The 25344-nt window shown below is 37.0% G+C and carries 20 protein-coding genes; 7 read left to right on the forward strand and 13 right to left on the reverse strand.

The features are described 5' to 3' along the window. Positions 1 to 6: 6 nt before the first annotated feature. Entirely contained in the window at positions 7 to 801 is a 795-nt protein-coding gene (locus tag K345_RS0115200; RefSeq protein ID WP_028974901.1) for a GNAT family N-acetyltransferase, read from the reverse strand. After that, the gene (locus K345_RS21320; protein ID WP_083963800.1) at positions 801 to 2489 is read right to left on the reverse strand and encodes a glycoside hydrolase family 3 protein; all 1689 of its coding nucleotides are present in this window, start codon (positions 2487 to 2489) and stop codon (positions 801 to 803) included. Before K345_RS21320 ends, K345_RS0115200 begins: the two co-directional genes overlap by 1 nt. Positions 2490 to 2516: 27 nt before the next feature. On the opposite strand from K345_RS21320, the gene K345_RS22510 reads away from it, so the two are divergent. Continuing rightward, complete coding sequence (locus K345_RS22510) at positions 2517 to 3923, forward strand: hypothetical protein (protein WP_028974902.1); 1407 nt, start codon at positions 2517 to 2519, stop codon at positions 3921 to 3923. Positions 3924 to 4037: 114 nt separating this feature from the next. On the opposite strand, the gene K345_RS0115215 is transcribed toward K345_RS22510, so the two are convergent. Next, entirely contained in the window at positions 4038 to 4661 is a 624-nt protein-coding gene (locus K345_RS0115215; protein WP_156888432.1) for a hypothetical protein, read from the reverse strand. A gap of 109 nt (positions 4662 to 4770) precedes the next feature. On the opposite strand from K345_RS0115215, the gene miaB reads away from it, so the two are divergent. Both miaB and K345_RS0115225 read left to right on the forward strand, forming a co-directional pair. Then, a complete protein-coding gene (gene miaB, locus K345_RS0115220; RefSeq protein WP_028974904.1) occupies positions 4771 to 6102 on the forward strand; it encodes a tRNA (N6-isopentenyl adenosine(37)-C2)-methylthiotransferase MiaB in 1332 nt (443 codons plus the stop codon). Then, complete coding sequence (locus K345_RS0115225) at positions 6099 to 6524, forward strand: prepilin peptidase (RefSeq protein WP_028974905.1); 426 nt, start codon at positions 6099 to 6101, stop codon at positions 6522 to 6524. Before miaB ends, K345_RS0115225 begins: the two co-directional genes overlap by 4 nt. Positions 6525 to 6529: 5 nt before the next feature. On the opposite strand, the gene K345_RS0115230 is transcribed toward K345_RS0115225, so the two are convergent. The 9 genes from K345_RS0115230 to K345_RS0115270 all read right to left on the reverse strand — a co-directional run bounded on the left by K345_RS0115230 (position 6530) and on the right by K345_RS0115270 (position 19503). Beyond that, positions 6530 to 7183, reverse strand: coding sequence for a hypothetical protein (locus tag K345_RS0115230; protein WP_156888433.1), 654 nt, complete (start codon positions 7181 to 7183; stop codon positions 6530 to 6532). Between the two features lie 180 nt (positions 7184 to 7363). Continuing rightward, positions 7364 to 9385 carry an ATP-dependent DNA helicase RecG gene (recG, locus tag K345_RS21330; RefSeq protein ID WP_037572776.1) on the reverse strand — a complete coding sequence of 674 codons (2022 nt, stop codon included), beginning with the start codon at positions 9383 to 9385 and terminating at the stop codon, positions 7364 to 7366. Beyond that, the gene (locus K345_RS0115240) at positions 9385 to 10005 is read right to left on the reverse strand and encodes a YggT family protein (protein ID WP_028974907.1); all 621 of its coding nucleotides are present in this window, start codon (positions 10003 to 10005) and stop codon (positions 9385 to 9387) included. Before K345_RS0115240 ends, recG begins: the two co-directional genes overlap by 1 nt. 18 nt (positions 10006 to 10023) lie before the next feature. Then, entirely contained in the window at positions 10024 to 13443 is a 3420-nt protein-coding gene (gene dnaE, locus K345_RS0115245) for a DNA polymerase III subunit alpha (protein WP_028974908.1), read from the reverse strand. A 53-nt stretch (positions 13444 to 13496) separates the two neighbouring features. Further along, a complete protein-coding gene (locus K345_RS0115250; RefSeq protein ID WP_028974909.1) occupies positions 13497 to 14342 on the reverse strand; it encodes an FAD binding domain-containing protein in 846 nt (281 codons plus the stop codon). After that, the gene (locus K345_RS0115255) at positions 14329 to 14811 is read right to left on the reverse strand and encodes a (2Fe-2S)-binding protein (RefSeq protein ID WP_028974910.1); all 483 of its coding nucleotides are present in this window, start codon (positions 14809 to 14811) and stop codon (positions 14329 to 14331) included. The genes K345_RS0115250 and K345_RS0115255 overlap by 14 nt, the downstream gene beginning before the upstream one ends. After that, entirely contained in the window at positions 14808 to 16871 is a 2064-nt protein-coding gene (locus K345_RS0115260; RefSeq protein WP_028974911.1) for a molybdopterin cofactor-binding domain-containing protein, read from the reverse strand. The genes K345_RS0115255 and K345_RS0115260 overlap by 4 nt, the downstream gene beginning before the upstream one ends. 3 nt (positions 16872 to 16874) lie before the next feature. After that, entirely contained in the window at positions 16875 to 18047 is a 1173-nt protein-coding gene (locus K345_RS0115265) for a DegT/DnrJ/EryC1/StrS family aminotransferase (RefSeq protein ID WP_028974912.1), read from the reverse strand. After that, the gene (locus K345_RS0115270) at positions 18031 to 19503 is read right to left on the reverse strand and encodes a polysaccharide biosynthesis protein (protein WP_028974913.1); all 1473 of its coding nucleotides are present in this window, start codon (positions 19501 to 19503) and stop codon (positions 18031 to 18033) included. The genes K345_RS0115265 and K345_RS0115270 overlap by 17 nt, the downstream gene beginning before the upstream one ends. A gap of 77 nt (positions 19504 to 19580) precedes the next feature. On the opposite strand from K345_RS0115270, the gene K345_RS0115275 reads away from it, so the two are divergent. From K345_RS0115275 to K345_RS0115290, 4 genes are read left to right on the forward strand one after another with little or no spacing between them, the layout of a single operon-like run. Then, positions 19581 to 20051, forward strand: coding sequence for a hypothetical protein (locus K345_RS0115275; protein WP_028974914.1), 471 nt, complete (start codon positions 19581 to 19583; stop codon positions 20049 to 20051). Positions 20052 to 20060: 9 nt separating this feature from the next. Then, positions 20061 to 21518 (forward strand): RlpA-like double-psi beta-barrel domain-containing protein, encoded by a 1458-nt coding sequence (locus K345_RS0115280; RefSeq protein ID WP_028974915.1) that lies wholly within the window; start codon positions 20061 to 20063, stop codon positions 21516 to 21518. Beyond that, positions 21515 to 23518, forward strand: a complete 2004-nt coding sequence (ligA, locus tag K345_RS0115285) for an NAD-dependent DNA ligase LigA (protein WP_053228365.1) — start codon at positions 21515 to 21517, stop codon at positions 23516 to 23518. Before K345_RS0115280 ends, ligA begins: the two co-directional genes overlap by 4 nt. A 1-nt stretch (position 23519) precedes the next feature. Next, entirely contained in the window at positions 23520 to 24266 is a 747-nt protein-coding gene (locus tag K345_RS0115290) for a TylF/MycF/NovP-related O-methyltransferase (protein ID WP_028974917.1), read from the forward strand. On the opposite strand, the gene sfsA is transcribed toward K345_RS0115290, so the two are convergent. Then, entirely contained in the window at positions 24231 to 25343 is a 1113-nt protein-coding gene (sfsA, locus tag K345_RS21335; RefSeq protein ID WP_037572780.1) for a DNA/RNA nuclease SfsA, read from the reverse strand. The two genes, K345_RS0115290 and sfsA, sit on opposite strands and share 36 nt — an antisense overlap. Position 25344: the final 1 nt, after the last annotated feature.

The following is a 25344-nucleotide window of genomic DNA, read 5'->3' on the forward strand; positions in this document are numbered from 1 at the left end:
AGTTTTCTAATTATAATAGCTAATAGCGAAGTTGTCATTATGAGTAAATTTTAAATTATTATACAGATAATTAGCACAAAGATTTTTCTTGTTAACAAATAAAACAACAGATTTATTATCTTCTTTACTTAGAGACAGTAAGGATTTAACAATAATAGCACCTAATCCACGATTTCTGTGATTATAATGTGTATAGATACCTCCGAGCTGATTCCAGTTCCACCCTCTACTATTGATATTACCTTTAGCTAAAGGGGTATCCTTATCCTCATATAATAGGTGAGTGTATTGTGCTAAGGATTTCTTAAAAACTTTTAAGCTAATTTCTTGAGAATAATAATATCCCGGGATGTGTAGTTCCTCTTTTTCATATAACCACTGTAGATAATGTATTTGCTCTGCTTCCCATTCTTCAATTATCCTTACCTGTTCACAGTAATAACTGTCCAATTCTTCTTTCGTTTTTAGATAATAATATTGATTAACAAAATGTTGAGGTTTTATGATTTCGTTAATTTTTAAGACATCTTTTTCTATTCCAGCTACAGCTTTAATCTGTGATTTTTTTTGTAGGATTTTTTTGGGCAATTCAAAATTATAATCAGAAATAGAACGAAAATACGGCAAGAGTCTACCATCTTGTGTTAGTAATAAACAGCTTCCTTCATCGTCTATCCAAAAATCCTTATAGTGCTTATCATTTTGGATAAAATAATCCACAGCCATGATATATCGGGATTCATTAGACAATAGTTGTTGTTGTAGCTGATTTTTAAGGGAAGCATCTACCTTATACCACATCAATTCACCTCGATGGGGATATATCCTGTAGGTTTCAAATCACCATGTAATGTATCAATTCCTGCTTTGATAGATTCATTCCCACTACCGTATACAGCTATTCCTTTTTCTATCCATGGCATAAATCGAAAATATATAGGTGTCATTAAACTTAGGACAGTAATTTTATCTTTATATTCCTCCAATTGGGTTAATATCTCATAACTACCAGGTGTGGCCATGACAAACAGAACCGATTTAGCCCTTCGAACATTATTTTTGATTTGTTGGAATTCTCTTTGGGAATAAGAGTAAAACGGATTGTACGAATAATATAACGTTCGTGCTCCTGGCCATAAATGGGTTCCATAATTCAGAGCATAGGAATATTGACTAATGATAAGATCCGGCTTTATGACTAGCTTTTCTTTATCCCCTTTTATGAGTGTAACGGCTCTTTGGGCGAGGTCTTTGAAAAACTTTGATCCATCAGGATCGGGTATATGGCTATCAATAGATTGAGGCGACGGGTTTAAAGGAACGCGGTCGTCCTCATATAGATACTGCCTTTTTATCCTCAGTATTCTTTTTACTGATTCATTGACACGTACTTTAAAAGCATCATTTTTGTTATATTCCTCGAGGAGTCTTCTCCATACTATATTATGTAAGTAAGGTGTTTGGGATATAAGTAATATGTCATTACCTGCATTAATTGCTTCGACTCCAATATCAGGAAAGGTAATACCTGTTGTTTGAGCTCCTCCCATATAGAGGTCATCCGTAATAAGTATATTATCATAGGACATGTGTTCTCTTAACAAAGTTTGACTTAGTTCATAGGATAGACTAGCTGGTTCCACCTTTTCTGTTATTTGGGGATATGCTAAGTGCCCACTCATAATGGCAGGAATATTCTCTTCGATAAGGAAGCGGAATGGCACCAAATCTATTGCTTCAAGATCTTCTAATGTCCTATCAATTAAGGGAAGATCTCCATGTGAGTCTTTGTCTGCATGACCGTGACCTGGAAAATGTTTTGCTGTAGCGATGATTCTATTTTTTTCAAGACCATAATAAAAGCCTAATCCTAATAAGGCCACCTGATAGGGGTTATCACTAAAGGCCCTCGGGCCAATGACATGGGCTTCTGGATTTGTATAAACATCAACAGTAGGGGCAAAGTTCATATTAATTCCAAGAGTACGGAGCTCACGTCCAATATAATAACCTGTAAGAAGAGCATCATCTGGAATCCCTGTCGCACCAATCGCCATATTTCCGGGAGTAATACTTGTGGTTCCTCGTATATGTCTAACCCATCCTCCTTCTTGGTCTGTAGCTGTAAAAAGGGGGATCTTTAATCGTGTTGACTGACTAGCTTCTTGCATTGTTGAAATAGCTTCTGTTAGGGTTTTCAAATTATCAGCATTCCATCCGAATATTTTTACTCCGCCCAAATGTTTTTGGGAAATCCAGTTCATGATATCTCTATTGGGAGTCTCACCTTCATATCCTAATAGCAATATTTGACCCAATTTTTCTTCAGGGGTCATTTCCTCTACCATGTTGGTTAACCAATCTTCTGTTGGCAGATCTGTCCAAAAATCAACCTTTTGTGAAAAAGTTAAAAAGATGGATGTGAAAAATATATAAGTGATAAAAAGAAGTCTCATAAGTGTGAGGAGTATAACAAAGTCCTTGCTCATTTGCTACGACTTGCCTAGATTATAAGTATGATAAATAAATTTGTATTACCTTTAACAATCATGACATTTTTCATCGTGTCACAACCTATATATAGTGAAATCTACAAGGTTGATCCTTATATCGTTAGTAAAGGAAAGGATATGAGTCCCTTGGATCCTGAAGATTTCTTGAAACTCGCCTTGTTATTTAGTGGCGTTGATTCAAAAGATGTTCCGAAATGGGTTAAGGCCATCCATAATTATAGCAATCCTATTATTGATGAGCTACTGACAGAACCTAGTGTGTCAAAGCGGGCTGAAGCTTTGTTGCTTATTTTGCACAATAGTATATTTAAGAAATATAGAGAGGAGGAGACCAGATTAACTATTCTATACAATGATGGAATTTTCAATTGTGTATCTTCCAGTGTTATGTATATGTATATGGCAGAAAAAGCAGGTATTACTATCGTGCCCGTTGCCACCCCTGATCACGCTTTTTGCAGTATTTATGTTAATGATCAAATTATAGATATTGAAACAACTACAAAATATGGTTTTAACCCGGGGGAAAAGAAAGAGTTCACCAATGCTTTTGGTGATATAACAGGTTTTAGTTATGTGCCTCCTGGTCATTATACTAAGAGATGGGACGTCTCAGATAAAGAACTATTGGGTTTTATTTTATCAAATCAGATAAGTCTATTACAAAGACAACAGAAGTTTGATCAAACTGTTCCTCTAGCAATGACTAGAAATGCGTTAGAACAAACACCTGAATCTGAGCAATTTTTAGAGGATACCTTCAAGAACTGGGGAGCTTTTCTTAATATGCGGAATCAATATCTTCAGGGCATATCAGCCATGAAAATGGTTGAAGAAGAGTTTCCTCATTTTAATGAAGTAAAGGAAGTTGCAGGAATTCTTGTGTATAACAGGCTTGTTAGTCTCATAAACAATAAGCAAACACAAAAGGCTCAGAATGAGTGGAGCCAGTATAAAAACACGATACAAATCGATCAAATCAATAGGGATAAAATTGATAAAATGATGAAGACTGACGATTTGCAGACTATATTAAAAAACGGAGATTTTGAAACAGCACGCCAATATTTAAAGTCTGTGGAAAAAGATTTATCAAAGTCCCAGATTAATGAATATACAACCTATTTATATAGTAAAGAAGCTAAACGAATAGAGACAAGTGAAGGGATGAAACAGGCTTATCATTTTTTAAAATCAGCGGATCCTGATATTTTAAAGATAGCCAAAGTAAAGTCAATCTTAGATATGTATGAGTACAACTATATCATCAGTATTCACAATAACTTTGCTACCTTATTTAATGCTGGTAGATATGAGGAAGCTCAAACATTACTTAATAGTGTGGATGAGTTGGTTCGTAAGTCCTCTCGTTTGCAGCAGGACCAGAAGTTATTAGATAAGCAGAGATAATGTAGATTAAGAACACCACCCCTGTCATGGCCTGTTACCCACAGGTGTCATGGCCTGTTACCCACAGGTGTGGGATAGGGGGCGATAGCTGTCTTATGGGTAAGAACAGATGTGCTAAGGGGGAGTTATGTATTTTTCGAATAATCCCTTGAATATATTGTCCATACTTTTAGCCACATAAGGAGCGGTGACTTTCATTAGTAAATCTATCTGGGGAATGATTTCAATATAAAGGTATCCATGGATGAGGTGTGTTTCTTTGTCCCAACGTAATTCTGCATGACCTTCTTTTAGTTTCGTGCCAACTTGTGTAAAGTGGGAATCTGGATAAAAGGTGTATTCAATATGTGTCTCATCTCTTCTTGTTTGTATATAAAAAGAGCTTTCTTCCGCCTCTATCCATCTAACTGGCCATGGTGCTTTAACTTTATATTTTGCATGGTGTCTAATGGTTGTATCATTAACAATAGTTTTTTTGCTAGTTATCCACTTAACATCTTTTACACTTTTCAGAAGTTTTGGCCACTGGTCAAAATCTGTCATAATATTGTAAAGTTTGGCTAGACTTATTTTATTAGCATCAAATGCACTAAATAACTCATAGACAATCATTTCAGAGTGTCTTTTCTCAGAGTAAACAATTTTATATTGGCTTTGAAAATCAGGTTTTGTTAAATCAATGGACCACGATGTTACTGAAAGAAACATCATTACTGTTAGAGGCATTATTTTATACATGTACAAATTGTACTGTTTTTTTTTTATATTTCAATAACTATTTGATAGTATCTGGAATGTTGACTTAGGCAGTAATAAAATGTATTTTTGACTTTTTAAGGAGATTTATGTGAAATATTTTGTTTTGACTTTAGGTTGTCAGATGAACATGAGCGATTCTGAGAGAGTTAAAACTGTATTTTCGAATATGGGATATAAACAAACAGATAATGAGGAAGAAGCCGATATCCTTGGTGTTATGGCTTGTTCTGTACGCCAGGCTGCTATTGACAGGGTTTATAGTAAGATTCATGACTGGAATTTACGAAAGGATAGGAAATCTATTATTACTTTTGTATCCGGCTGTATCTTGCCAAAGGATATGACTAAGTTTGAAAAACTTTTTGATTTATCTTTTCCCACAGCAGAAATGGAGAAGCTACCAGAGTTCCTTAATCATTATGGTGTTCCTTCTATTCATTCTGTTAGTCCAGCGAGGTTAGATCCCATTAAATCAGAGTTCTGGAGCATCCAGGCCTCTTATGATTCCTCCTTTGATGCCTTTGTCCCTATACAAAATGGGTGTAATAAGTTTTGTTCTTTTTGTGCTGTTCCTTATACAAGAGGAAGGGAGGTTAGTCGTCCCAGTGAGGAAATCTTAAAAGAAGTCGGGGACCTCATTAATAAAGGTTATACATCCATTACATTATTAGGTCAAAATGTTAATTCCTATGGGCTAGATAAAAAGGGACAAGAGCTTTCTTTTGCAGAATTACTTCATCGTATTGGTGAAGTGGGTGATAAAGCCTCTCATAGACTATGGATATACTTTACCAGTCCCCATCCTCGGGATATGACTAATGAAGTATTAGATGTAATAGCAGCTCATCCCTCTATTGCCAATCAGATTCATCTTCCTTTGCAATCAGGAGATGATAAAGTCCTTATACGAATGAATAGAAAGCATAGCATGGATAGGTACAGACAAATTGTAGAATATGCCAGACATAAAATCCCTAATATAGCCATTACTACAGATATTATTGTAGGTTTTTCTGGTGAAACAGATGAACAATTTGCTAATACTGTACTAGCTATGGAAGAGTTTAAGTACAACATGGCTTTTATTGCCAAGTATTCTCCAAGACCGGGAGCTGCTAGCTATCAATGGGAAGACAATGTCTCCATGAATGACAAAAAGAAAAGATTTGAAATATTGACAGAATCCTTAAAGAAATCCAGTTATGCTCATAATATTAGTATGATAGATAAAGAGATTCCAGTCTTGATTCAAGGTCGGTCTCGGGATGGCAAATATTTGATCGGACGAACGGAAGGTAAAGTCAATGTTAGAATAAAGTCAGATGATTTGTCTCTGATTGGTAAAATCATGGATGTTAGTGTCAGCCGTGCTAACCCTTTCAGTATAGAAGGAGAATTTGTTATGGTTACAGCCAAATGAATTTGATCATTCTCCTTACTATCCCCATTTGGTTTTATTTAGCATGGTACGACATAAAGTATATGATAGTACCGGATAAATGGTTACTATCTTTAGTCCTCCCTTTGTTATTATTTTATCTGGTAACTGATAGTCATAATCTTGTCATCCACATAGTATCCCTCTTACTTATGGGAGGCAGCTTTTTGGGGCTTCACTTTGTTAGTAAAGGGAAGTTGGGGTTGGGGGATGTAAAACTCGTAGCCCTGATGGCTGGCTTTCTTAATGTATATCAAGACTTTATTCTTTTGTTCTGTGCTTCTTTGAGTGGTTTAATTGTAAGTATGTTTTATTTAGCAAAAAAAGAAAGAAACAAAGCTATCCCTTTTGCTCCCTTTCTATCCATAGGATGGATCGTTGCTATTTTCCTAACACTTCCCTAAAATATTTATTCATATGATAAAGTAGTATCCATACATTGGAATTCTCTAAGAAAACAAATCAAACTGTCTAAGGGTAAGTTTTCCACTTCATGATTGTTAATATCAAGACAGTTATTGGTAAAATCCAGACAAAGTAATTTGTTGTTTTGGTTTGGCCAGAAATTTATAGGTATATATTCTCTTAATGTCTTGCTCGGACTTAGAATCTCAATCGCTCTTAGGCTCGTATAAATTTTAGTAATATTTCCCATATCATCTAAGCATACAGGGTTTTCTCCATTGGGAAATACATTATGACCACCAAATACGTCAATCGGCCCTATCGGGGTTGGTATTTTAACGGGCATAGCAGGATCAAAGTTCTTCAAAAATCCATTAGGCCAAAACTCAAGACGATTCCAAACGGGAAACATTCCTACCGCTGTCGCTACGTCTAATTGACCACGTTTACTTAACAATATTGTGTTTATTTTCCCACTAGGGTAGAAGTGTAGCTCATCAAGTTGAGTTTTTTGATACCCCCATGGAAATTTAAGACTATATTCTTCATTTGGGTTTAGATTAATATGCTCAATGCAACCTTCCCAATTTTTAGTCACTTTGAGTGGTTTGACAATACCCAATGTGGTCGTCACCATATCTACTTCGTAGGGCTTCACCATAGGCCTCCATTAGGATATATGCAAATATGGTGCCATTATGGAAAATATAGTTTGTTTGTTGTAAGTCGTTATATAATAAGTAAATAAAAGAACGCTGTTTTACTGTAATATCTATTGTCGTACAATTATGTAGCTTAATGAGTGATTAAGTTCCCTATTGTTGTTTTGTGTTAACTATTACTGTATCCATTTTAAACAATAATTATCTGGATTTTCTAGATCAGGATCTTCTTTAATTATACTGTTCGCATCATCTCTGGCTTTAATAAGGAGATCCCCATCTACTGTAATATCTGCAATTACAAAATTCATAAACCCTGATTGCCTAACACCTGTAATATCTCCTGGACCTCTGATAGCCATATCCTCCTGGGAAATCCTGAATCCATCATTTGTTTCTTTCATTATCTTTAATCGTTGTTTTGCTTCTTCAGATAAGGGTGTTGAATAGATTAGAAAGGCATAGGATTGTAGTTCTGATCTTCCCACTCTTCCTCGTAACTGATGAAGTGTTGATAGGCCAAATCTTTCTGCATGAACTATCACTATACAAGTAGCATTAGGTACATCCACTCCCACTTCGACGACACTTGTTGCTACCAATATTTGAATTTTATTCTCTTGAAACTCTTTCATTGTCTGAGTTTTAAGGTCTTCTTGAATTTTGGAATGTATCAATCCACAATGATACGGAGCAAATTCACTTTGTAATTTTATATACATGCTCTCAGCGTCTAGTAGATCCAGCTTCTCTGATTGATCTATTAAAGGATAAACAAAATAAGCTTGATGTCCACTCGCTAATTCCTTTTTAATGAAGTCATAGACCTTTTGTTCGCTATCTTGTTTGCTTAAATGGGTTTCAATCCTCTTTCTACCCATTGGCATGGTTTGTATAGTTGATATATCCAGGTTTCCAAATGCCGTTAGTGCCAAGGAACGTGGAATGGGAGTTGCTGTCATTAATAGTACATCCGGATTGTGTCCTTTAGCAGCCAGTTCTTTTCTTTGTTCAACACCAAATCTGTGCTGCTCGTCTACAATGACCAAGCGAAGGGATTTAAACTGTACATCCGAACTGAATAGGGCATGGGTTCCAATGAGTAAATCTATTTCTCCGGATTTGAGTTTTTCCAATAGAATGCTTCTTTGTTTTATCTTTAATTTACCAGACATAAAGGCTATCCGGATTCCAAGGGGCATCAGTAACTGTGAGGCATTTTCTCCATGCTGTTTTGCGAGTAGTTCAGTAGGGGCCATAAAGGCTACTTGGTATCCTTGTTCAATAGCATTAAGGGCAGAGAGAAAGGCTACCAGGGTTTTACCACTTCCCACTTCACCTTGGATTAATCTGTACATGGGATGGGGGGTAGATATGTCGTTATTGATATCCTGGATAGCTTGTGATTGATCTGGCGTTAATGAAAAAGGTAAGGAATCAATCAATTGTTCTTGTAATTTGTTTTTAGATTTTATGGCCTTTTGTTTAAGATTTCTGCGGTTAAAACGATCCAATGCTGCTTTGAGTTGTATATTGAACAATTCTAAGTACGCAAGAGAATTACGGGCCTGTTCATATTGCTGCCAGTTGTTTGGGAAATGTATATATTTTAAGGCAATGGAATTGTTCAGCAAATTATTTTTACTTAATATGGATTGGGGTAGTTCCTCTTCCAGACTTTTCCCGTATAAATCTAGTGCCTGTTTGACTAATTTTCTCAGTGTCTTTTGACTTAAGCCTTCAGATAAGGAGTATAAGGGTAATATCTTTCCAAAATTTTTTGGCTTATCTGTAACTGGCTCTAATTCAAAGGAGGAACACTGGAGTTCACCATATTTAATGGTGAATTGCCCATACAAATAGTACTGCTCATCTATATGTATCTGTTTATCTAAAAAAGATCTACCAAAACATACAAGGCTTGCTGTTCCAGTATCATCAGTGACAAAGATTTTTAAAGTCCGTTTTTTCCCAAAGCCAAAAAATTCTTTACCTGTGACAGTAATCTGAGTATTTATGGCTTTACCCGTTTCCAGTTGATTAAAGGAGCGTTTTGTTTGTCTATCTTCATAGGCGCGAGGGAAATACGTCAATAACTCCCCTATATTGATAATACCTAGTTTGCTCAATAGTTGAGAGGTATTTTTACCGACACCATGGAGATCATTGACATTTATTTTGAGATTAGATAAGCGCATTAAATAGGTAAGGTCATCAGAAAATTGGATAATAGAGAAATAAGAAAAGCGCCCCCTATCCACATGGCCAGAGAAATAACAGCGATTGCTATCAAACCATTGGGGTAGGAGAAATCACTTCTATAAGCGTTAAAATCATTTCCTCGACGTTTCAACTTATTAATTTTATCAACAATTGGATAAAAAAATCTGTCCAGATTCATCCATATCGGATGATTGCTTTGAAAAAAATGGATAGACACTAATCTTATTAAAGTAACAATCAGAAGGAACTGAAATAAAAATTGAGCTACTGACCATATACCGGATAATAGTATAGATAAAACGATCCCCAAAGTAAATTTTCCAGTATAAATAATGGCATTCAACAATGAACCTGTCATACTAAGTATAAGTAAACCTATGACAGGACTCATATCGAATACTCCTATTCTAAGCCAAGGTATTCTACGAAAAATATTGAGGTAGGGGTCTGTTATTTTACCTAGAAAGTCTATAGGGCCTCCTTGGGCAAAATCTCCAAACCAAGTGAGGAATATTCTAATGACCAGTAATACTGAATAAGCTGAAATTAAAGCTCTTAATATATTTAGTGTAGTAAATAGGTTTCCTGTTAACATTATAGACTCCTTAATCCTTTAACGACTCCATGCATTTTCAACACCTTCTTGTTTCGTTATTTCATCCAAAATTTGATTGCTTGCACCCACAGTAATTGAGGGACTGGCTTTGATGACATAATCAGTATCTTCTTTTTTGTAATGTAAGAAGACTTGGCAAGCTCCCGTATTGCTTATTAGAATATCACGCAAGCCTACTAAATCTTCCTCGTTATGCTCTCCCTGTCGTAGTGTTATGTGTAATTCGGTGGCTGGTTTTTCTTCTAAACCACTAGGATTGGTTACTTCTTCAGCTTTGAATTTAGGTTCCCCACGGGAATGGTCTACAGTTCCTTTTATACCTAAAATGGCCCCTTCCCTTAATAATTCTTCATGGGCTTCAAATACTTTTGAGAAGAAGATGACTTCTATATGTCCCCGATAGTCTTCTAACTGAGCAAAAGCCATTTTGGAACCTTTCTTCGTGACAATAGTTCTGAAGGTTTTAAGCATTCCTACGAGATTATATTGCTTTTGTTCGTTAGCTCTGTCTGCTTTACTGAGATCGAGATTGCATCTTTTTTCCCATTCTTCCTTATATTCATCCATAGGGTGACCGGAAAAATAGAAACCTATGATCTCTTTTTCATGATCTAACATTTCTTGTTTGGATAATTCCTCTTTTTCTTCATAGATGAAATCGGGAAATACTTCTTCCTCACAAGTATCAAACAATCCTGATTGACCATATTTTTTACTATCTTTTTTATTGATAGTTTGTTCTGTTAGTAACTCTAAATTATGTAGAAAAGTGGCTCTGTTGTGTTTGAGTGAATCAAAAAGTCCACAGAGTATTCCCACTTCGATGACCTTTTTGTTTACAGTCTTGAGTTCGACTCTTTCCATAAGATCTTCCATAGATTGAAAGGGGCCCCCTTCGTTACGAGCTTTGATTATCTCATCGACAGCTGCAGATCCTATCCCCTTTATCCCCATCATTCCATAGACAATCTTCCCATCAACAACGGTAAAATATTTATCCGAAAGGTTAATATTGGGTGGAAGAATTTCAATTCCCATCTCATCACATTCAGAGATATAATAGGCTAGCTTTTCAGTAGAATTGATTTCGTTGGTCAGGTTGGCTGCCATAAATTCTGCAGGATAGTTGGCTCTCAAATAGGCCGTTTTATAAGCTAATACAGAATAGGCTGCCGCATGGGATTTATTAAAACCATATCCCGCAAAGGGTTCTAGCATATCAAAGATTTCTGAAGCCTTCTTTTCTGATATTCCCTTATCTGCGGCTCCTTTCAAAAAGTCAACTTTCATCTTTTCCATGTCTTTGACTTTTTTCTTTCCCATGGCCCGTCTTAGAATATCCGCTTTACCTAGACTAAATCCCCCAATAATCTGTACGACCTGCATAACCTGTTCCTGATAGACAATAACTCCATAGGTAGGTTTTAATATTTCTTCCAAACTAGGGTGAGGGTAGCTTATAGGCTGTCTCCCTTGCTTACTGTCAACAAATTGGGGAATATTTGCCATAGGTCCCGGTCTATAGAGGGCATTCAAGGCTATCAAGTCTTCAATATTACCAGGTTGTGCGTCTCTGAGGATTTTTTGCATTCCTGAGGATTCAAACTGGAAGACGCAAGTGGATTTTCCATCACCAAGCATTTTATATGTTTTTTTGTCATGTTCAGAAATAGAATCAGAGTCAAAATCTGGATTTATACCCATTTGTATTAATTTCTCTGTATTCTTAATAAGGGTTAAGGTTTTAAGACCAAGAAAGTCCATCTTGACTAAACCACATTCCTCCAATTGATCCATAGTAAATTGAGTTGATATGGCTCCTGTCTTTGGATCTCTATATAGAGGGACGTAGTCTGTTAAGGTGGTTTTACCTATTACAACTCCAGCGGCATGGGTTGAGGTATGTCGATTAAGTCCTTCAAGCTTTAATCCTGTTTCTATTAATTCCTTGTAGACTCCCCCTTGATCCATGAGGTTTTTTAGTTTTGGTTCCTCGTCTAGAGCACTCTTTAATTTGACTTTGGGTCCGTCGGGAATTAATTTTGATATCATATTGGATTCCGCAAAGGGAATGTCCAGTACTCGGCAAACGTCTTTTATAACGGCTTTGGGTTTTAAGGTTCCAAATGTGATTATCTGGCCCACTTTATCAGAACCATATTTTTGTGTTACATAGTCAATAACTTCTCCTCGTCTTTCGAAGCAGAAGTCTATATCGAAGTCAGGCATTGAAACACGTTCTGGATTCAAAAACCGTTCAAAGAGCAGATTATATTTTAGAGGATCAATGTCTGTTATTTTCATGGCATAAGCGACAATAGAACCTGCACCGGACCCACGACCAGGCCCTACAGGTATATCATTTTCTTTTGCATAATTGATGAAATCCCAGACGATAAGGAAATATCCTGTGAATCCCATTCCAATAATTATACCAAGTTCATAATCGGCTCTATCCTTTATTTCTTGGGGGATTTCTGTATATCTTTCTTTTAAGCCTTCATAGGTGAGATGTCTTAAGTATTCATCAACAGTATCAAAAGATTCTGGTATTTCATAATCTGGTAATAATGGTCCAGGTAATTCTAATTCTATGGAACAGCTTTCTGCTATTCGTACTGTGTTAGATATAGCCTCTGGATACTCTGGAAAGAGTGCGGCCATTTCTTCGGGGCTTTTCATGTAGAACTCTGTTCCATCAAAAGACATACGGTTCGTTTCTTTTTTCTTTCTATTTGTTCCAATACAAAGCATCGTGTCCTGAGCATTGGCATCATCTTTATCTGCATAATGGATGTCATTAGTGACCACTAAGGGAATTCCTGTTTCCTTATGGAGTTTGATAAGCTGTTCGTTCACTATTTTTTGTTCTGGAATACCATGGTCCTGTAATTCTAAATAGTAGTTTCCTTCTCCAAATAGGGAATTGTAATATAAGGCCTTCTCTTTTGCCTTTTCATACTGACCTTTGAGCAGTTTTTGAGGAATTTCTCCTGCAAGGCAGGCGGATAAACATATAATATCCTTGGAGTATTGGGCCAGGATTTCATCATCGATACGAGGTTTGTAATAGAATCCCTCTGTGTATCCAGCACTAGAGAGAACCATTAAATTTTTATATCCCTCATAGTTTTTAGCAAGGAGTACCATATGATAGTATTTGCTCGTATCATCTGATCCTGATTTAACGAATCTTGATCCGGGAGCAATATAGAACTCACTGCCTATAATTGGATTAATATCATTTGCTTTACATTCTTTGTAAAATCTAAGTACACCAAACATATTTCCATGATCAGTTAAGGCTAGAGCTTTCATTCCATAACTTTTGGCACGATCAACTAGTTTAGAGATGGTTGCTGCGCCATCTAGTAATGAAAAATCAGAATGGTTATGTAAGTGTACGAAATCCGGCATATCTTCTCCCTTATTGCCATCAATATAAACAATCCCACAGGGGACTGTAAAGTTCAGTCCTGAAGTTGTCTGAAAAGGTTTTTATAAATCTGGTGTATACGTCTTAGATCACCACTAGATGTGTTGGTTGGAAAATCCAAAGCAATGGCTGTTTCTTGTTCCAGTATCTTAATATCTTTGGTTCCCAAAGGAACTTTTTTCCCTTTTAACTGAGCTTCTAAATTTCTTATTCTGATAGACTTATGTGTACCCTGAGTTAATGCTAAACGAATATCCATTATTACATTTTTATCCACTTTAATAAGATTACATAGAACATACTCTCTACGTTCTAACTGATAGGGTTGACCTAATTTGATAAAGCTCTGTTTGTCCCATTCTTCTAAAGGAAATCTTATACGAACGAGGAATTCTCCTTCTTTAAAGTCCAGTTGTCCTTCACTATCTATTAGTTGGCTCAGATGGATCCAACGACTCTGCCGTCCTTTACGAAGTTCTAACCTTGCTCCTAATGCCAATAAAACGGCCAAGCTATCACAATGCATAGTTTTTACACATAGGTTTCCTCCCAGTGTTGCCTGGGATTGTATGGCAATGGGCCCTATCTGTTGTAAACAATTAACGAGACATTTAGGAAGATAAGAAGATCCCGTATTTAGTATAAAGGGAATTGGTACTGTTGCTCCTATTTCAAAATACCTTTCTGTTCGGTTTAGTCTGCGCATTTCATCAATTCGCTCAAGAGAAATAATATCCCCTGTGAAGGGATTGATTTCATTATAATGACTAAGAAGGTAGGTTCCTCCTGCGTAGAGTATTGCCTTCGGTTTTTTTTGATAAAGTTGTCCCAGTTCTCCCAGTGTTTTGGGGGTATGGATTCGAATTCTAGTTCCTTCCATTTATGCGCCTTTCTCTAAATGCTCCTGCTGATCTAACAACACGGATAAGGGTCTCCGGAGCCATGCAACCACAATGTATATGGGATAGATGATGAATAATCAACTCTCTAGAAGGTCTCATGTCCTTTTCCAGCAAATTATGAATGGTAAAGACTCTACTTGTTGCACAATGAGGACAAGGAATAGTGGCAGACTTAAGAAATCCTTGATAAATGTCTTTGAAGTCTTCTGTTTCTCGAAAGCCTTCAATGGTTATAACTTCCTTTCCTCTGACTTTGAAAGCAGGTATCATACAACTAGCCACTAATTGACCGTCTAATAATATGGAACATAATCCACAGTGTCCATTTTTACAAAGATCCTTTGTTCCCTTTAGCATCAACTGGTCTCTTAAAATACTGGATAGGGGTAATTCATGGGATAAATCTAGTTCAATATCTTCACCATTGAGAATAAAGGATATTTTCATGATTTCTCCAATTGTTTCTTTATGTTTTCTGCTGTCAGAGGAAGGCTATCAAGTTTAACTCCCAGGGCCTGGTTTACAGCTGTTGTTAAAGCCGCTGGAATAAGTATCCAAGGTAAGGCACTTAAAGATTTTGGTTTCTTTTTGTCACTATGTTTGAAGAATATATGTACGGGAGGTTGGTTCTTTCCATATATTTGTTCAAAAGAATCCGGATTCTGTGTCAGAGGATCTTCGTAGAGGGCCCAGCTTAATGCGGCAATTGTAGAGGCAAACAAACTGTCTCTTGCTTGTTTTCTATTTAATACTTGTCCTGGATCAACGGTTAACCAAATGGCCTTAATGATGATTTCCATTCCAATAGGATCAACTTCTACCTCTACAACAGCACTTCCCCAGGCTAAATCGTGAAAAGGTAAACCAGTCATACGTTCCCCGTCATAAACCCGCTTACTGGAGCGTCTATATCTCTTGCTAATACTTATTGGTAAGGCTTCTCGGAAACGTTTTTTTTGAATATTTCCAAATCCCTGTTTAATCTGGTTATAGATAATAGAAATACTTCGACCTCCGATCTGTGGTCCAAGGTCACATTCCTTTTTGTTCTTATAGTATATGTTATCGTCATTCATCTCAAAGATAGCTTTGCCGTCTTGAATAAGTTGTTCTGATAAAAAGGGGTTCCAGCGATTTGGTTCAGGTGATATTTCTATACCTGTTGAATTGAGAGTAATATCTATTGTCCCTGATAAGGGGAAGTTTTTTAGAAATCCATTCCCTTGATATCCTGAACTAAAACCTATGCCTCTCAAAAATGCCCCTTCCTGATGAGGTGTCAGACGACGTTTACGCGTTAATTCATAAGCATAGAACTTTCTAAATAAATCAGATTGTTCTACTGTTTGTTCCATGACGCTTAAGTGAGAGCCTTCTTCTTTTATATAAGCCCCCCCAATAAAACGATGTCCTGTCTTGTTAATAATATCTTTAGTGTAATTCCAGCCGTCTTGGTGAATATGTTCTGCTATTCTATTATGATGCATTTCCCTTGCAAACGATCCCTGTACTGTTCCAAAACCAATACAGGGAGTCTTGGGAAGGGTAGAGGTTTTTACCACTTGCCCATAGAGTCTAACATTTTTAATGAAATTTACACCCATAGAGGCTAGAAGCATACGATCGAGAACTTCCTGTCCTAATAAATCAAAAGCTCCTATATCAACAGAACAATGGACTTCCATGGCTGTGATTTTATTATCTTCATTTAGAGCTGTTTTCATATGAAAGACAGCAGGTATACGACGAGGACCAAAATACCATGCTTCCTGGAAGCTTAAGGCTAAACGACAGGAGCGTTTTGTTTTTGTCACTGCCAATGATGTTAATGCTCCTAACAAGTGGGTAAACCATATATCGGAATCCCATGGTAAACGTTCATGGCAGTGGCTTATCGTTATCTGATTTTTATCATATCCAATAGCCTTGCTTATCACATCATTAGCGATTTCAGGCCATCCATTGGGGTAGCTGATGGACAGTATGTTATCTTGTATTGTACCTGTACAGCATATTCTTGTTGAGGGAACAATCACCTGGGTTGGTATTCTGTATTCACCTTCTATCTGCTGATGTGCTTTTGAAAAAGCCTCATTAACATCACCTCTTTCCCAGAGTCGAGAATGGAATATTTGAGATTCCATAGGCGTTTTTGAAAAATAATCAGCTATGGATTTTTCTGTTATAATTTTGATTTGGTTAATAAAATCATTAAGATAAGCCTCATCTTCTCCACAAACAAGGGCAAGTGGCTGGCCTAAATAGGAGATTTCTTCATCTGCCAATAGGGGAATATTTCCAAAGGGAAAGCTGAGGAGGTTTGATCCTTCAATATCCCGAGCTGTGATAATCTCAATCCCTCTGGGAATAGCTCCCCACTGGATTTCTGTTAATCTTCCTTTCATTATGTCTGAGCGAACTATTTTTATTTCTATTGGAGTTTTAATGTCATTACTACTCTCTCGTTCCCCCCTAAGGCGGGCATACAGTTCTTCATCCCATGCCATACATCAACCTTTATAGTGGGATTTTCCAATACTTAATACAGAATTAATAACATAGTTAACTTCTTCTTCATCCATACCATGGAATATTGGTAGGCTTATGATCTCTTCAAATGCTTTAGTTGCTCGAGGGAAATCTGTATCTTTAAGTCCATACTTATTTCTATAATAAGTCATCATATGTAATGGTTTGTAGTGAACACTTGTCCCTACACCTGCTTCTTTTAGTTTATTGATGAAATCATTCCTGTTTATGTTGAGTTTACTCAAATTTAGTTTTATCGCATAAAGGTGCCATGAGTTACCCTCTCCATTTGGGGGACAAGTTAAGAAATCATATTGATCAAATACAGAATTATACTGATTAGCAATAGATTGTCGTTGCTGTCTGAATGTTTCAGCTTTTTGCAATTGTACCCGACCTAAGGCTGCGGCTATATCTGTTAAATTATACTTATATCCAGGGACTGTTACATCATATTCCCAATTCGCTTTCGTATCAGTATATCTATTAAAAGCATCTTTATTAATTCCATGTAGACGATAGAGTTTTATTTTTTCCGCTATATCATCATGATTGGTTATAACCATTCCCCCTTCACCAGTAGTAATCGTTTTATTTGCATAAAAGGAATAGACTCCAATATCTCCCCTGTTTCCAGCATATTGCCCTTTCTCATTATGGCAGGGAAAGCTGTGTGCCGCATCTTCTAATATAGTGAAGGCATGCCTAGCTTTGAGGTCCGTTAATTGCTCCATATCACAGGTAACACCACCAATATGCACAGGGATAATAGTTTTAATGTCATGTTCATTTAATTTTGTTTTCACTTCATCTATAGCAAGATTGAAGCCATTAGGTTCTATATCCACAAAAACAGGATCAGCATCAAGGTATCTGATAACTTCTGCTGTGGCTGTAAAGGTCCAAACACTAGTTAATACTTTATCTCCAGGTTGAATTCCCAAAGCTTTTAGTGCTAAATGAAGACCACTTGTTGCGGAATTAACGGCGATGGCATGACTACAATTTATATAGCTTGCCATATCCTTTTCAAAAGCTATGGCCTGTTTTCCTGTTGTTAACCATCCTGATCTTAAGACGTTAAGAACGGCTGCCTCCTCATCCTCCCCTATAAAAGGTCTAGCAAAAGGTACGGAATTAATATTCTGGTTCATTATCAGGGATCTCCAAAGTCGGTACATACTTATTAAGTGTTGCTCTTAAAGCTTTTCTATTACGATACAGCTGAGTCTTCTGTGGATCATAAAAACAAATAGGCTTTAGTTGTTCTAATATCTCATCCATAGATATCTGGGGAGTCTTCTTTATTATCTTGTTTAGCTTATGATACTGAGTAGGTAATACTTCTTCAGAAGAGGAGTATAGGCGCTCATATAATTTTTCTCCAGGTCGTAAGCCTATATAGTTAATGGCAATATCCTGTTCTGGTTTAAAACCATAAAAGGTGGTCATTTGTCTTGCTAAATCTTCTATATTTACGGGTTCTCCCATGTCGAGCAGATAAAGATCTCTGTTTTGTCCAACTCCACCGGCTTGAAGGACTAAACTTGCGGCCTCAGGGATGGTCATAAAATATCTGGTAGCCCTTGAATCGGTGATTGTAATGGGGCCACCTGTTAGTATTTGCTCTTTAAATAAGGGGAGTATACTACCTCTGGATCCCAATACATTGGCAAAACGAACAACCATGAAATCCTGATTTGGGCCTCCTGAGGATAATACCAATTGTTCTGCAAAGAATTTGCTGACTCCATAGGTACTGTTAGGATTTACTGCTTTATCAGTGGAGATTAGTACTAATTTAGGTATTTTTGCTTTTTCTGCTGCTTTAAGCAAATGATAGGTACCAAATACATTGTTAATGACAGCTTCAACAGGATTAGCTTCCATTAAAGGTACATGCTTATGGGCTGCACAATGAAAAATAACATCTGCCTTTAACCTCGTTAGAATAAAATCCATGAAGTCTTGATCTCTCAGTTCTCCTATGATGGGAACTATAGTGGCTTTTTCTCCAACTCCACCTTTTTGTAAAAGCCTTAATTCCTTCTCAATTAAGTAAATACTGTTTTCTCCGTGACCAAATAGGTACAGCCTTTCCGCTCCTCCTGATAGTAATTGACGGGCTAATTCTGATCCAATGGAACCACCTGCTCCTGTGATTAAAACCCTTTTCCCTCTTAGGTAGGAAAGGCTTTCTTTCAAGTTTATAAATATAGGAGGTCTGCCCAGCAAATCTTGTGGATCTATTTCTCTTGTCTGGATAAGATGCGCTTCTCCATTGACAATTTGACTAACATTAGGAAGTAATCGAATTTGTATAAAATTTGATTCTTGCAAAGAATTATATATACGCTTTAAATCATCTGGACTACCTGAAGGTATTGTTATTATTGCCTCTTCCGCCTGTACAGATTCATTTATAGTTTTTATTTGTGAAATAGGACCATAGACAGGGACTCCGTCTATATCAGTACCGATTTTATCAGGATCATCGTCAACAAAGGCAAGGGCTTTACCAAGATGTCCTTTTTGTTTAATCTCCTGAAGTAGCTGACGGCCAGCGAATCCTGCTCCAATGAGTAGGATGGTTCTTTTTTTCAATTCCATTCTATAATCATAACAGAGGTTGTAAAAAATGTTTAGAACCTTTTCTTGTTTGCCGATGGTCTAATTGAGGTGAACCTGTGGTTAAACAAATTTTTTTATTAGTCTTTTTAGGTATATCTACAACTCTTTTTGCTCAGACAGTATTAATGGATACAGAAGAATACTATAAAACAGGCGGCCCTGATGCTTCTATTGAATATGCGTCACAATTTGAAAGTCAGATTATGAATGCCCTGTTTGATAATGGTTATATTGTATTCAATCTAGGTTCTTATCTTAAAGCGGATTCCTTATCAGTTCAAAATATATCTACAGATGTTCAATCTTTGGCCTCTGAAAATGGTGCTAAGTATTTAATTAAAATGTTAATCCAATTTGAATTAGACGGTGATAACAAAAATATCCCAACCCAAATTCTCTTGTCACTCCATGATATAAAATCAGATTCTGTTTTGTTTGATGATAATCTTATTTTACCTACTGATTCATCACAATGGGATAAATCACTCCAAGAAGATCTCATTGCCCAATTGGTTAATTTGTTATAGGAAGATGTTATGAAAAAGCGTATTTTTTTAATATTAACAGTGTTGTTTGTTTCTTTTAGATTGTTCTCACAATCCAACTGGCAAGGTAAAGCTGATGTAAGTAAGTTTGGTGAACTACCTGAGAGGGGGTACTACGCTGCTTCCAATGATTTTCCTCGCGATACAAAAGTTTCTGTTACGAATAATAATAATGGCAAAAAAGTTGTGGTGAGCATTTTAAACGAATTGCCCAACGAACCGGGCTTATTGTTACTCTTAAGTCCTGAAGCTGCAAAAGCTCTAGACATGGGTGGACAACAGATTCCCATATCTGTTGCCGTTGATAGAAGCAATATTGACCGGCAATCATTCCTTTATGAAGATGGAAACATTAACCCAGATCCAGAAGTTAACCCAGTAGCTGTCAATACCGGGGATACTTCTAACCAAAATAAAGAAGACAGTCCTTCAGAGGATAATACTGATGCTGTTGTCGCTACAATAGAATCAGCTGAACAAGTCATTGAGGAAGCGGCAGCCAATGCAGAAGAATCAGATCAGCCTGATTTTGTAGAGCCAGAACAATTAGAGGCTCCCCAATCCGTTCCTGATTTAGCTGGGGATGATGTTGTTTTACCAGAACTAGCTGAATCTGTTCCTGAAAAGGATAGTGTTAATGATAAATTGGCTGTGTCCGGTATTTTTCCTCAGGAAGACAGTAGTCTAAAAACTAACGAAGAAGCTCCAGATAAAATATGGGATTTGCCCGGTAGAGAGGATGCCTTTTACAATAGACCTGAGCCTGAAGTTCTACCAACAGAACAAGAGGTTGATAAGGTTGTAAGCGAATTAGATACTCCGGAAGTTGTTCAATCAGAAATAGTTCCTGAAGATTCCTCTAGTGCTCCTGCTGATGTTGCTCTTTTACCTGCACTGCCAGTAGAAGAGGAAAAACCTGAAATATCATCAGCTCAGGTTTTAGAGGTTCCAGAAGAAGACAATCTTGATACACCCTTATTACCTGAAACACCAGATAATGGAACAGAGGAATCCTCTCAGGATCGCATTACTCCTCCTGAAGAATTCCCTATAGAAAATCCTGATGATGTTGTTATTACCTTAGAACCTGGTAATTTAAGACCACCAGAAAACACTCCTATAGAAGATCCTGAACCTGTTGTTACAGCAGTTCCTGAACCAGTGAAACTATCTCAAATTGTTAATAATCTTAATTTAGCGACCATAAGTTCATTGGATCCAAAAATGAACTATATCCAAATTGGATCCTATAAAGAAAATATTCAAAGAGAAAATCTAGTCAGTGACTTGCAAAGCATAATGCCCATTGCTATTCTCAAAAAACCAGAAGATCCACAACTGATCAGATTAGTAGCTGGTCCATTGTCTGAGGATCAAATTGGTGTGTTATATTACCTAATAAAGGATAAGGGATTTAAAGATTCTTTTATAATTCGGAGAAAAGAGTGACATCCATTGAACTTGAAATAGATGAATTGAAGATAAAATTAAAAAAATATCAATTTGAATATTATGTGACAGGTAAGCCTATTGTATCAGATAGAGAATACGATAGGCTTTTTGATCGATTACTGGAGCTTGAAAGTAAATATCCCGAATTAAAAACACCTGATAGTCCTACCATGAGGGTAGGGTCTGATTTAACACATGAATTGCCAGAAGTTGAGCATACCATTCCTGTATTGAGCCTGGATAAGGCCTATTCAGAAGAAGAGGTCATTAAATGGGTGGAAAAGACAGAGCGGAACACAGGCAAATCCTTAAGCTTTGTACTCGAAGAGAAAATCGATGGAATATCAATCGTTCTTTATTATGATAGAGGATTATTACAAAGAGCGGTTACCCGAGGCAATGGTTCTATAGGAAATGATGTGACTGCTAATGTTAAGACAATAGGAACAGTTCCTTTATCTATAGAGTATGAGAAGCCTTTAGCCGTTAGAGGAGAGATCTACCTCCCTAAAAGCTTATTTGCAAAAATTAATAAGAGCATGGAAGCAGACTATGCTAATCCCCGAAATTTAGCTGCTGGTACTATTAGGAGAATAAAGAGTTCTGAAGTTGCCAAGGTTCCTCTCAATATTTTTATTTATGAAGGTTTCTTTGCGGAGGAAGAGGCTCTCAGTCATGTAAATAATCTTAACAAACTCAGGGCTCTTGGCTTTAGACTAAATTCCAGAACGACGATTTTTGATCATGAGACAATCGGCGGCCAGTTTAATGATTTGTCTAATATTATTGAACGGATGACTACCGAACGACCTGATTTGGATTATGAGATTGATGGTCTTGTCTTAAAAGTTGATGATGTACAAACCCGTGAGTCTTTAGGTTACACAGGTCATCATCCACGATGGGCTATTGCTTATAAGTTTGAGTCTCCAGCTGGGATTACTCAACTAATTGGTATTGATATTCAGGTAGGGCGGACAGGGCGTATTACTCCTGTGGGTAGAGTAGAACCTATCAATATAGGTGGGGCGACTATCGCTAATGTAACTCTTCATAATCAATCCTATATTGATCTTCTCGAATTATCTATTGGGGATATGGTGTCCGTTAGTCGAAGAGGGGATGTCATTCCAGCTGTTGAAAAAGTTGTAGAAAAATCTGAGAATTCGCCTCTATGGCATATGCCTGATCATTGTCCTGTTTGTCATACCCCATTAATACAAAAGGGAGCTCATCATTTTTGTCCCAACCATGATTGTCCTGATCAAATTAAAGGACGGATAAGGTTTTTTGTGGGAACGGATCAAATGGACATTCGTAATTTAGGACCGGAAACATTAGATGTCCTATTGGAAAAAGGGATGATTAAAGATATTCAAGACCTTTACACTTGTGATTTTAATTCTTTGGAAGGTAGTGAAGGTTTTGGTTCAAAAAAAATAAAGCTAATTCAGGATGGGATAGAGGCCAGTAAAGAAAGACATTTTTCGACAGTTCTAGCTTCTCTGGGAATTCCTGATTTAGGAAAGCGTGTTGCCCAATTGCTAGTACAAAATGGTTTTTCTGACATACAGAATCTCATCCAAGTAGCCAGAGAAGATAATTGGGAAACGTTTGCTTCTATACCGGGTATAGGGGAAAAAATGGCAAAAAACTTTGTTAATGCCTTTGGAGAACCCCAACTTCTTAAGCAAGTCCAGGCTTTAGGCGATGCTGGTCTTCAAATGCAGAGTCGTGATGCTGAACTTGAGACAAGGGATGGTATTTTCATGGAACAAAGCTGGTGTATCACCGGGAGTTTTGAACATTACCAACCACGTTCGTTAGCCGAGACAGAGATAAAACAACGGGGAGGACGCATTGTTAGTAGTGTCTCATCTAAAACAACACATCTTTTAGCAGGTGAAAAAGCGGGTTCTAAATTAAATAAAGCTAGAGAATTAGGGCTCACTATTGTTGATGAACAGACATTTCTTACAATGATAGGTCAGGAATAAAATGAGAAAAAAAATAACCCAATGGGCTATAAATATATTACAAAAACAGGGATATGGTATCCTTGATCCACAACAATACCAATCGGATATGGAGTCTTCCTTTACTCCGCTGTGGGCACAGATTCAAAATCATACACTAACATCGAAGGAAAGAGCTTATGCGCTTTATAAAGGTATAGAATATCTTTGTAAAGCAAATATACCAGGTGATTTTGTGGAATGTGGAGTCTTTCGTGGTGGGTCTAGCTTATTGGCGGCTCTTACCCTGTTGCAACATCAGGATACCTCTAGACAGTTATGGATGTATGATACGTTCGAGGGGATGACCCCACCTACTTCTGAAGATAAAATAGCCTTCACAGGACAATCTGTTAGTGATCGATATAAACCTGATTGGTGGGCTGCCGGTGAGCCTCAGGTTCGCGACTTACTATATACTTCGTCCTATCCCAAAGATAAAATGAAGTTCATAAAGGGACCAGTTGAAGAAACTCTTCTCCAAAGCATTCCCTCTCAAATAGGTATGCTAAGACTCGATACGGATTGGTATCAATCTACCAAGATAGAATTAGAATTACTTTATCCCAGGCTAGTGGTTGGAGGCATACTTATCATTGATGACTATGGACATTTCACAGGGGCTAGACAGGCGGTAGATGAGTATTTTCAAGGTAAAATGTATCTATCAAGAGTCGATTATACAGGCCGGGTTTTAATTAAAGGCTCTGATATGCCTATACATAAATAAGAGTTGTATAAACTCTCCTTTTGTTCGGGGATCTTCTTCAAAAAGATAAAGGTGACTACTACAGTTACAGTCTGTGGAACCAAATGATTTTACTTCATCCTTGGATATTGCTTTAATATCCTGAGCTAGAGAACATTCCAGGTCTTTCCTGCTCTGTATCGGGAATGCCTGAACTTCTTCTGCCACTTGTCGCAAGTAATCGATATGCCAGTGTTTATTCTTTCTTTTTCTTTTATGTCTTTCAATACGTTGTTTCAGGTTGGCTTTTGCTGAACCACAGTAAATATAATAACCTTTTTTGAAGGAGATTTTTCCTAGACTTCCTATTGTTAGTTCACAGGGTTCTGTGAGCTTTAATAATATTAGGTAAACACCCTGATTATTAATATCCTTCCAATCTGACCATATAATAGGAATATCTTTCTTTAATAAGATAACGAAACCTTGGGCAGATGTATCTATACTGGCTGCATGAAAAGTTATGTTTTTTCTTGTATTTTGCATCGCTTGAGCAAAAATAGGATCTGTATGAATATTAGGGCGGAAACTTTCAGCGTCTCTATGACCTATGACAAATAGTACATGACACTCAAAGTCTTTTGATAAGTCTGATAATTCTGTTAGATGTTTAGTAGCTCTCAAGGAAGGAGCATCGGGAAACATTCCTACTTTGTATTCTACTAATGTACAAGCTTTTACTTCTAGAAGAATCTTTTTATTTTTAGTTTCAATGTAAAAATCGAAACGTGAATGACCATATGTATATTCTGATCTTACAAGTTCTGACTCAGGAAATAAGCGGGGTATGATTAACTCTCTGGCGATATGATTTGCCTTCCCGGAGTATAAGGGAATTATCTTTTCATTATAATAGGCAGCTACCAGAGTATAGAGGGTTTTTCCTGTATTGTTATTCTTCTGTAAAATCAACTTTCTGCCAGGAGTTAAGATCTCTATTAGTTTGCCAGGATTCGGGCAATGCGCTTTTATTAATCCTAAGGGCGTATTGACGCGTACCACAAAACGATTGGGACGATCAACAAACTCTCCCTCAATGTCATTTGAAAATATTTGCATC

Origin of the sequence: Spirochaeta cellobiosiphila DSM 17781 (genome assembly GCF_000426705.1) — a bacterium.
Taxonomy (GTDB): domain Bacteria; phylum Spirochaetota; class Spirochaetia; order DSM-17781; family DSM-17781; genus Spirochaeta_E; species Spirochaeta_E cellobiosiphila.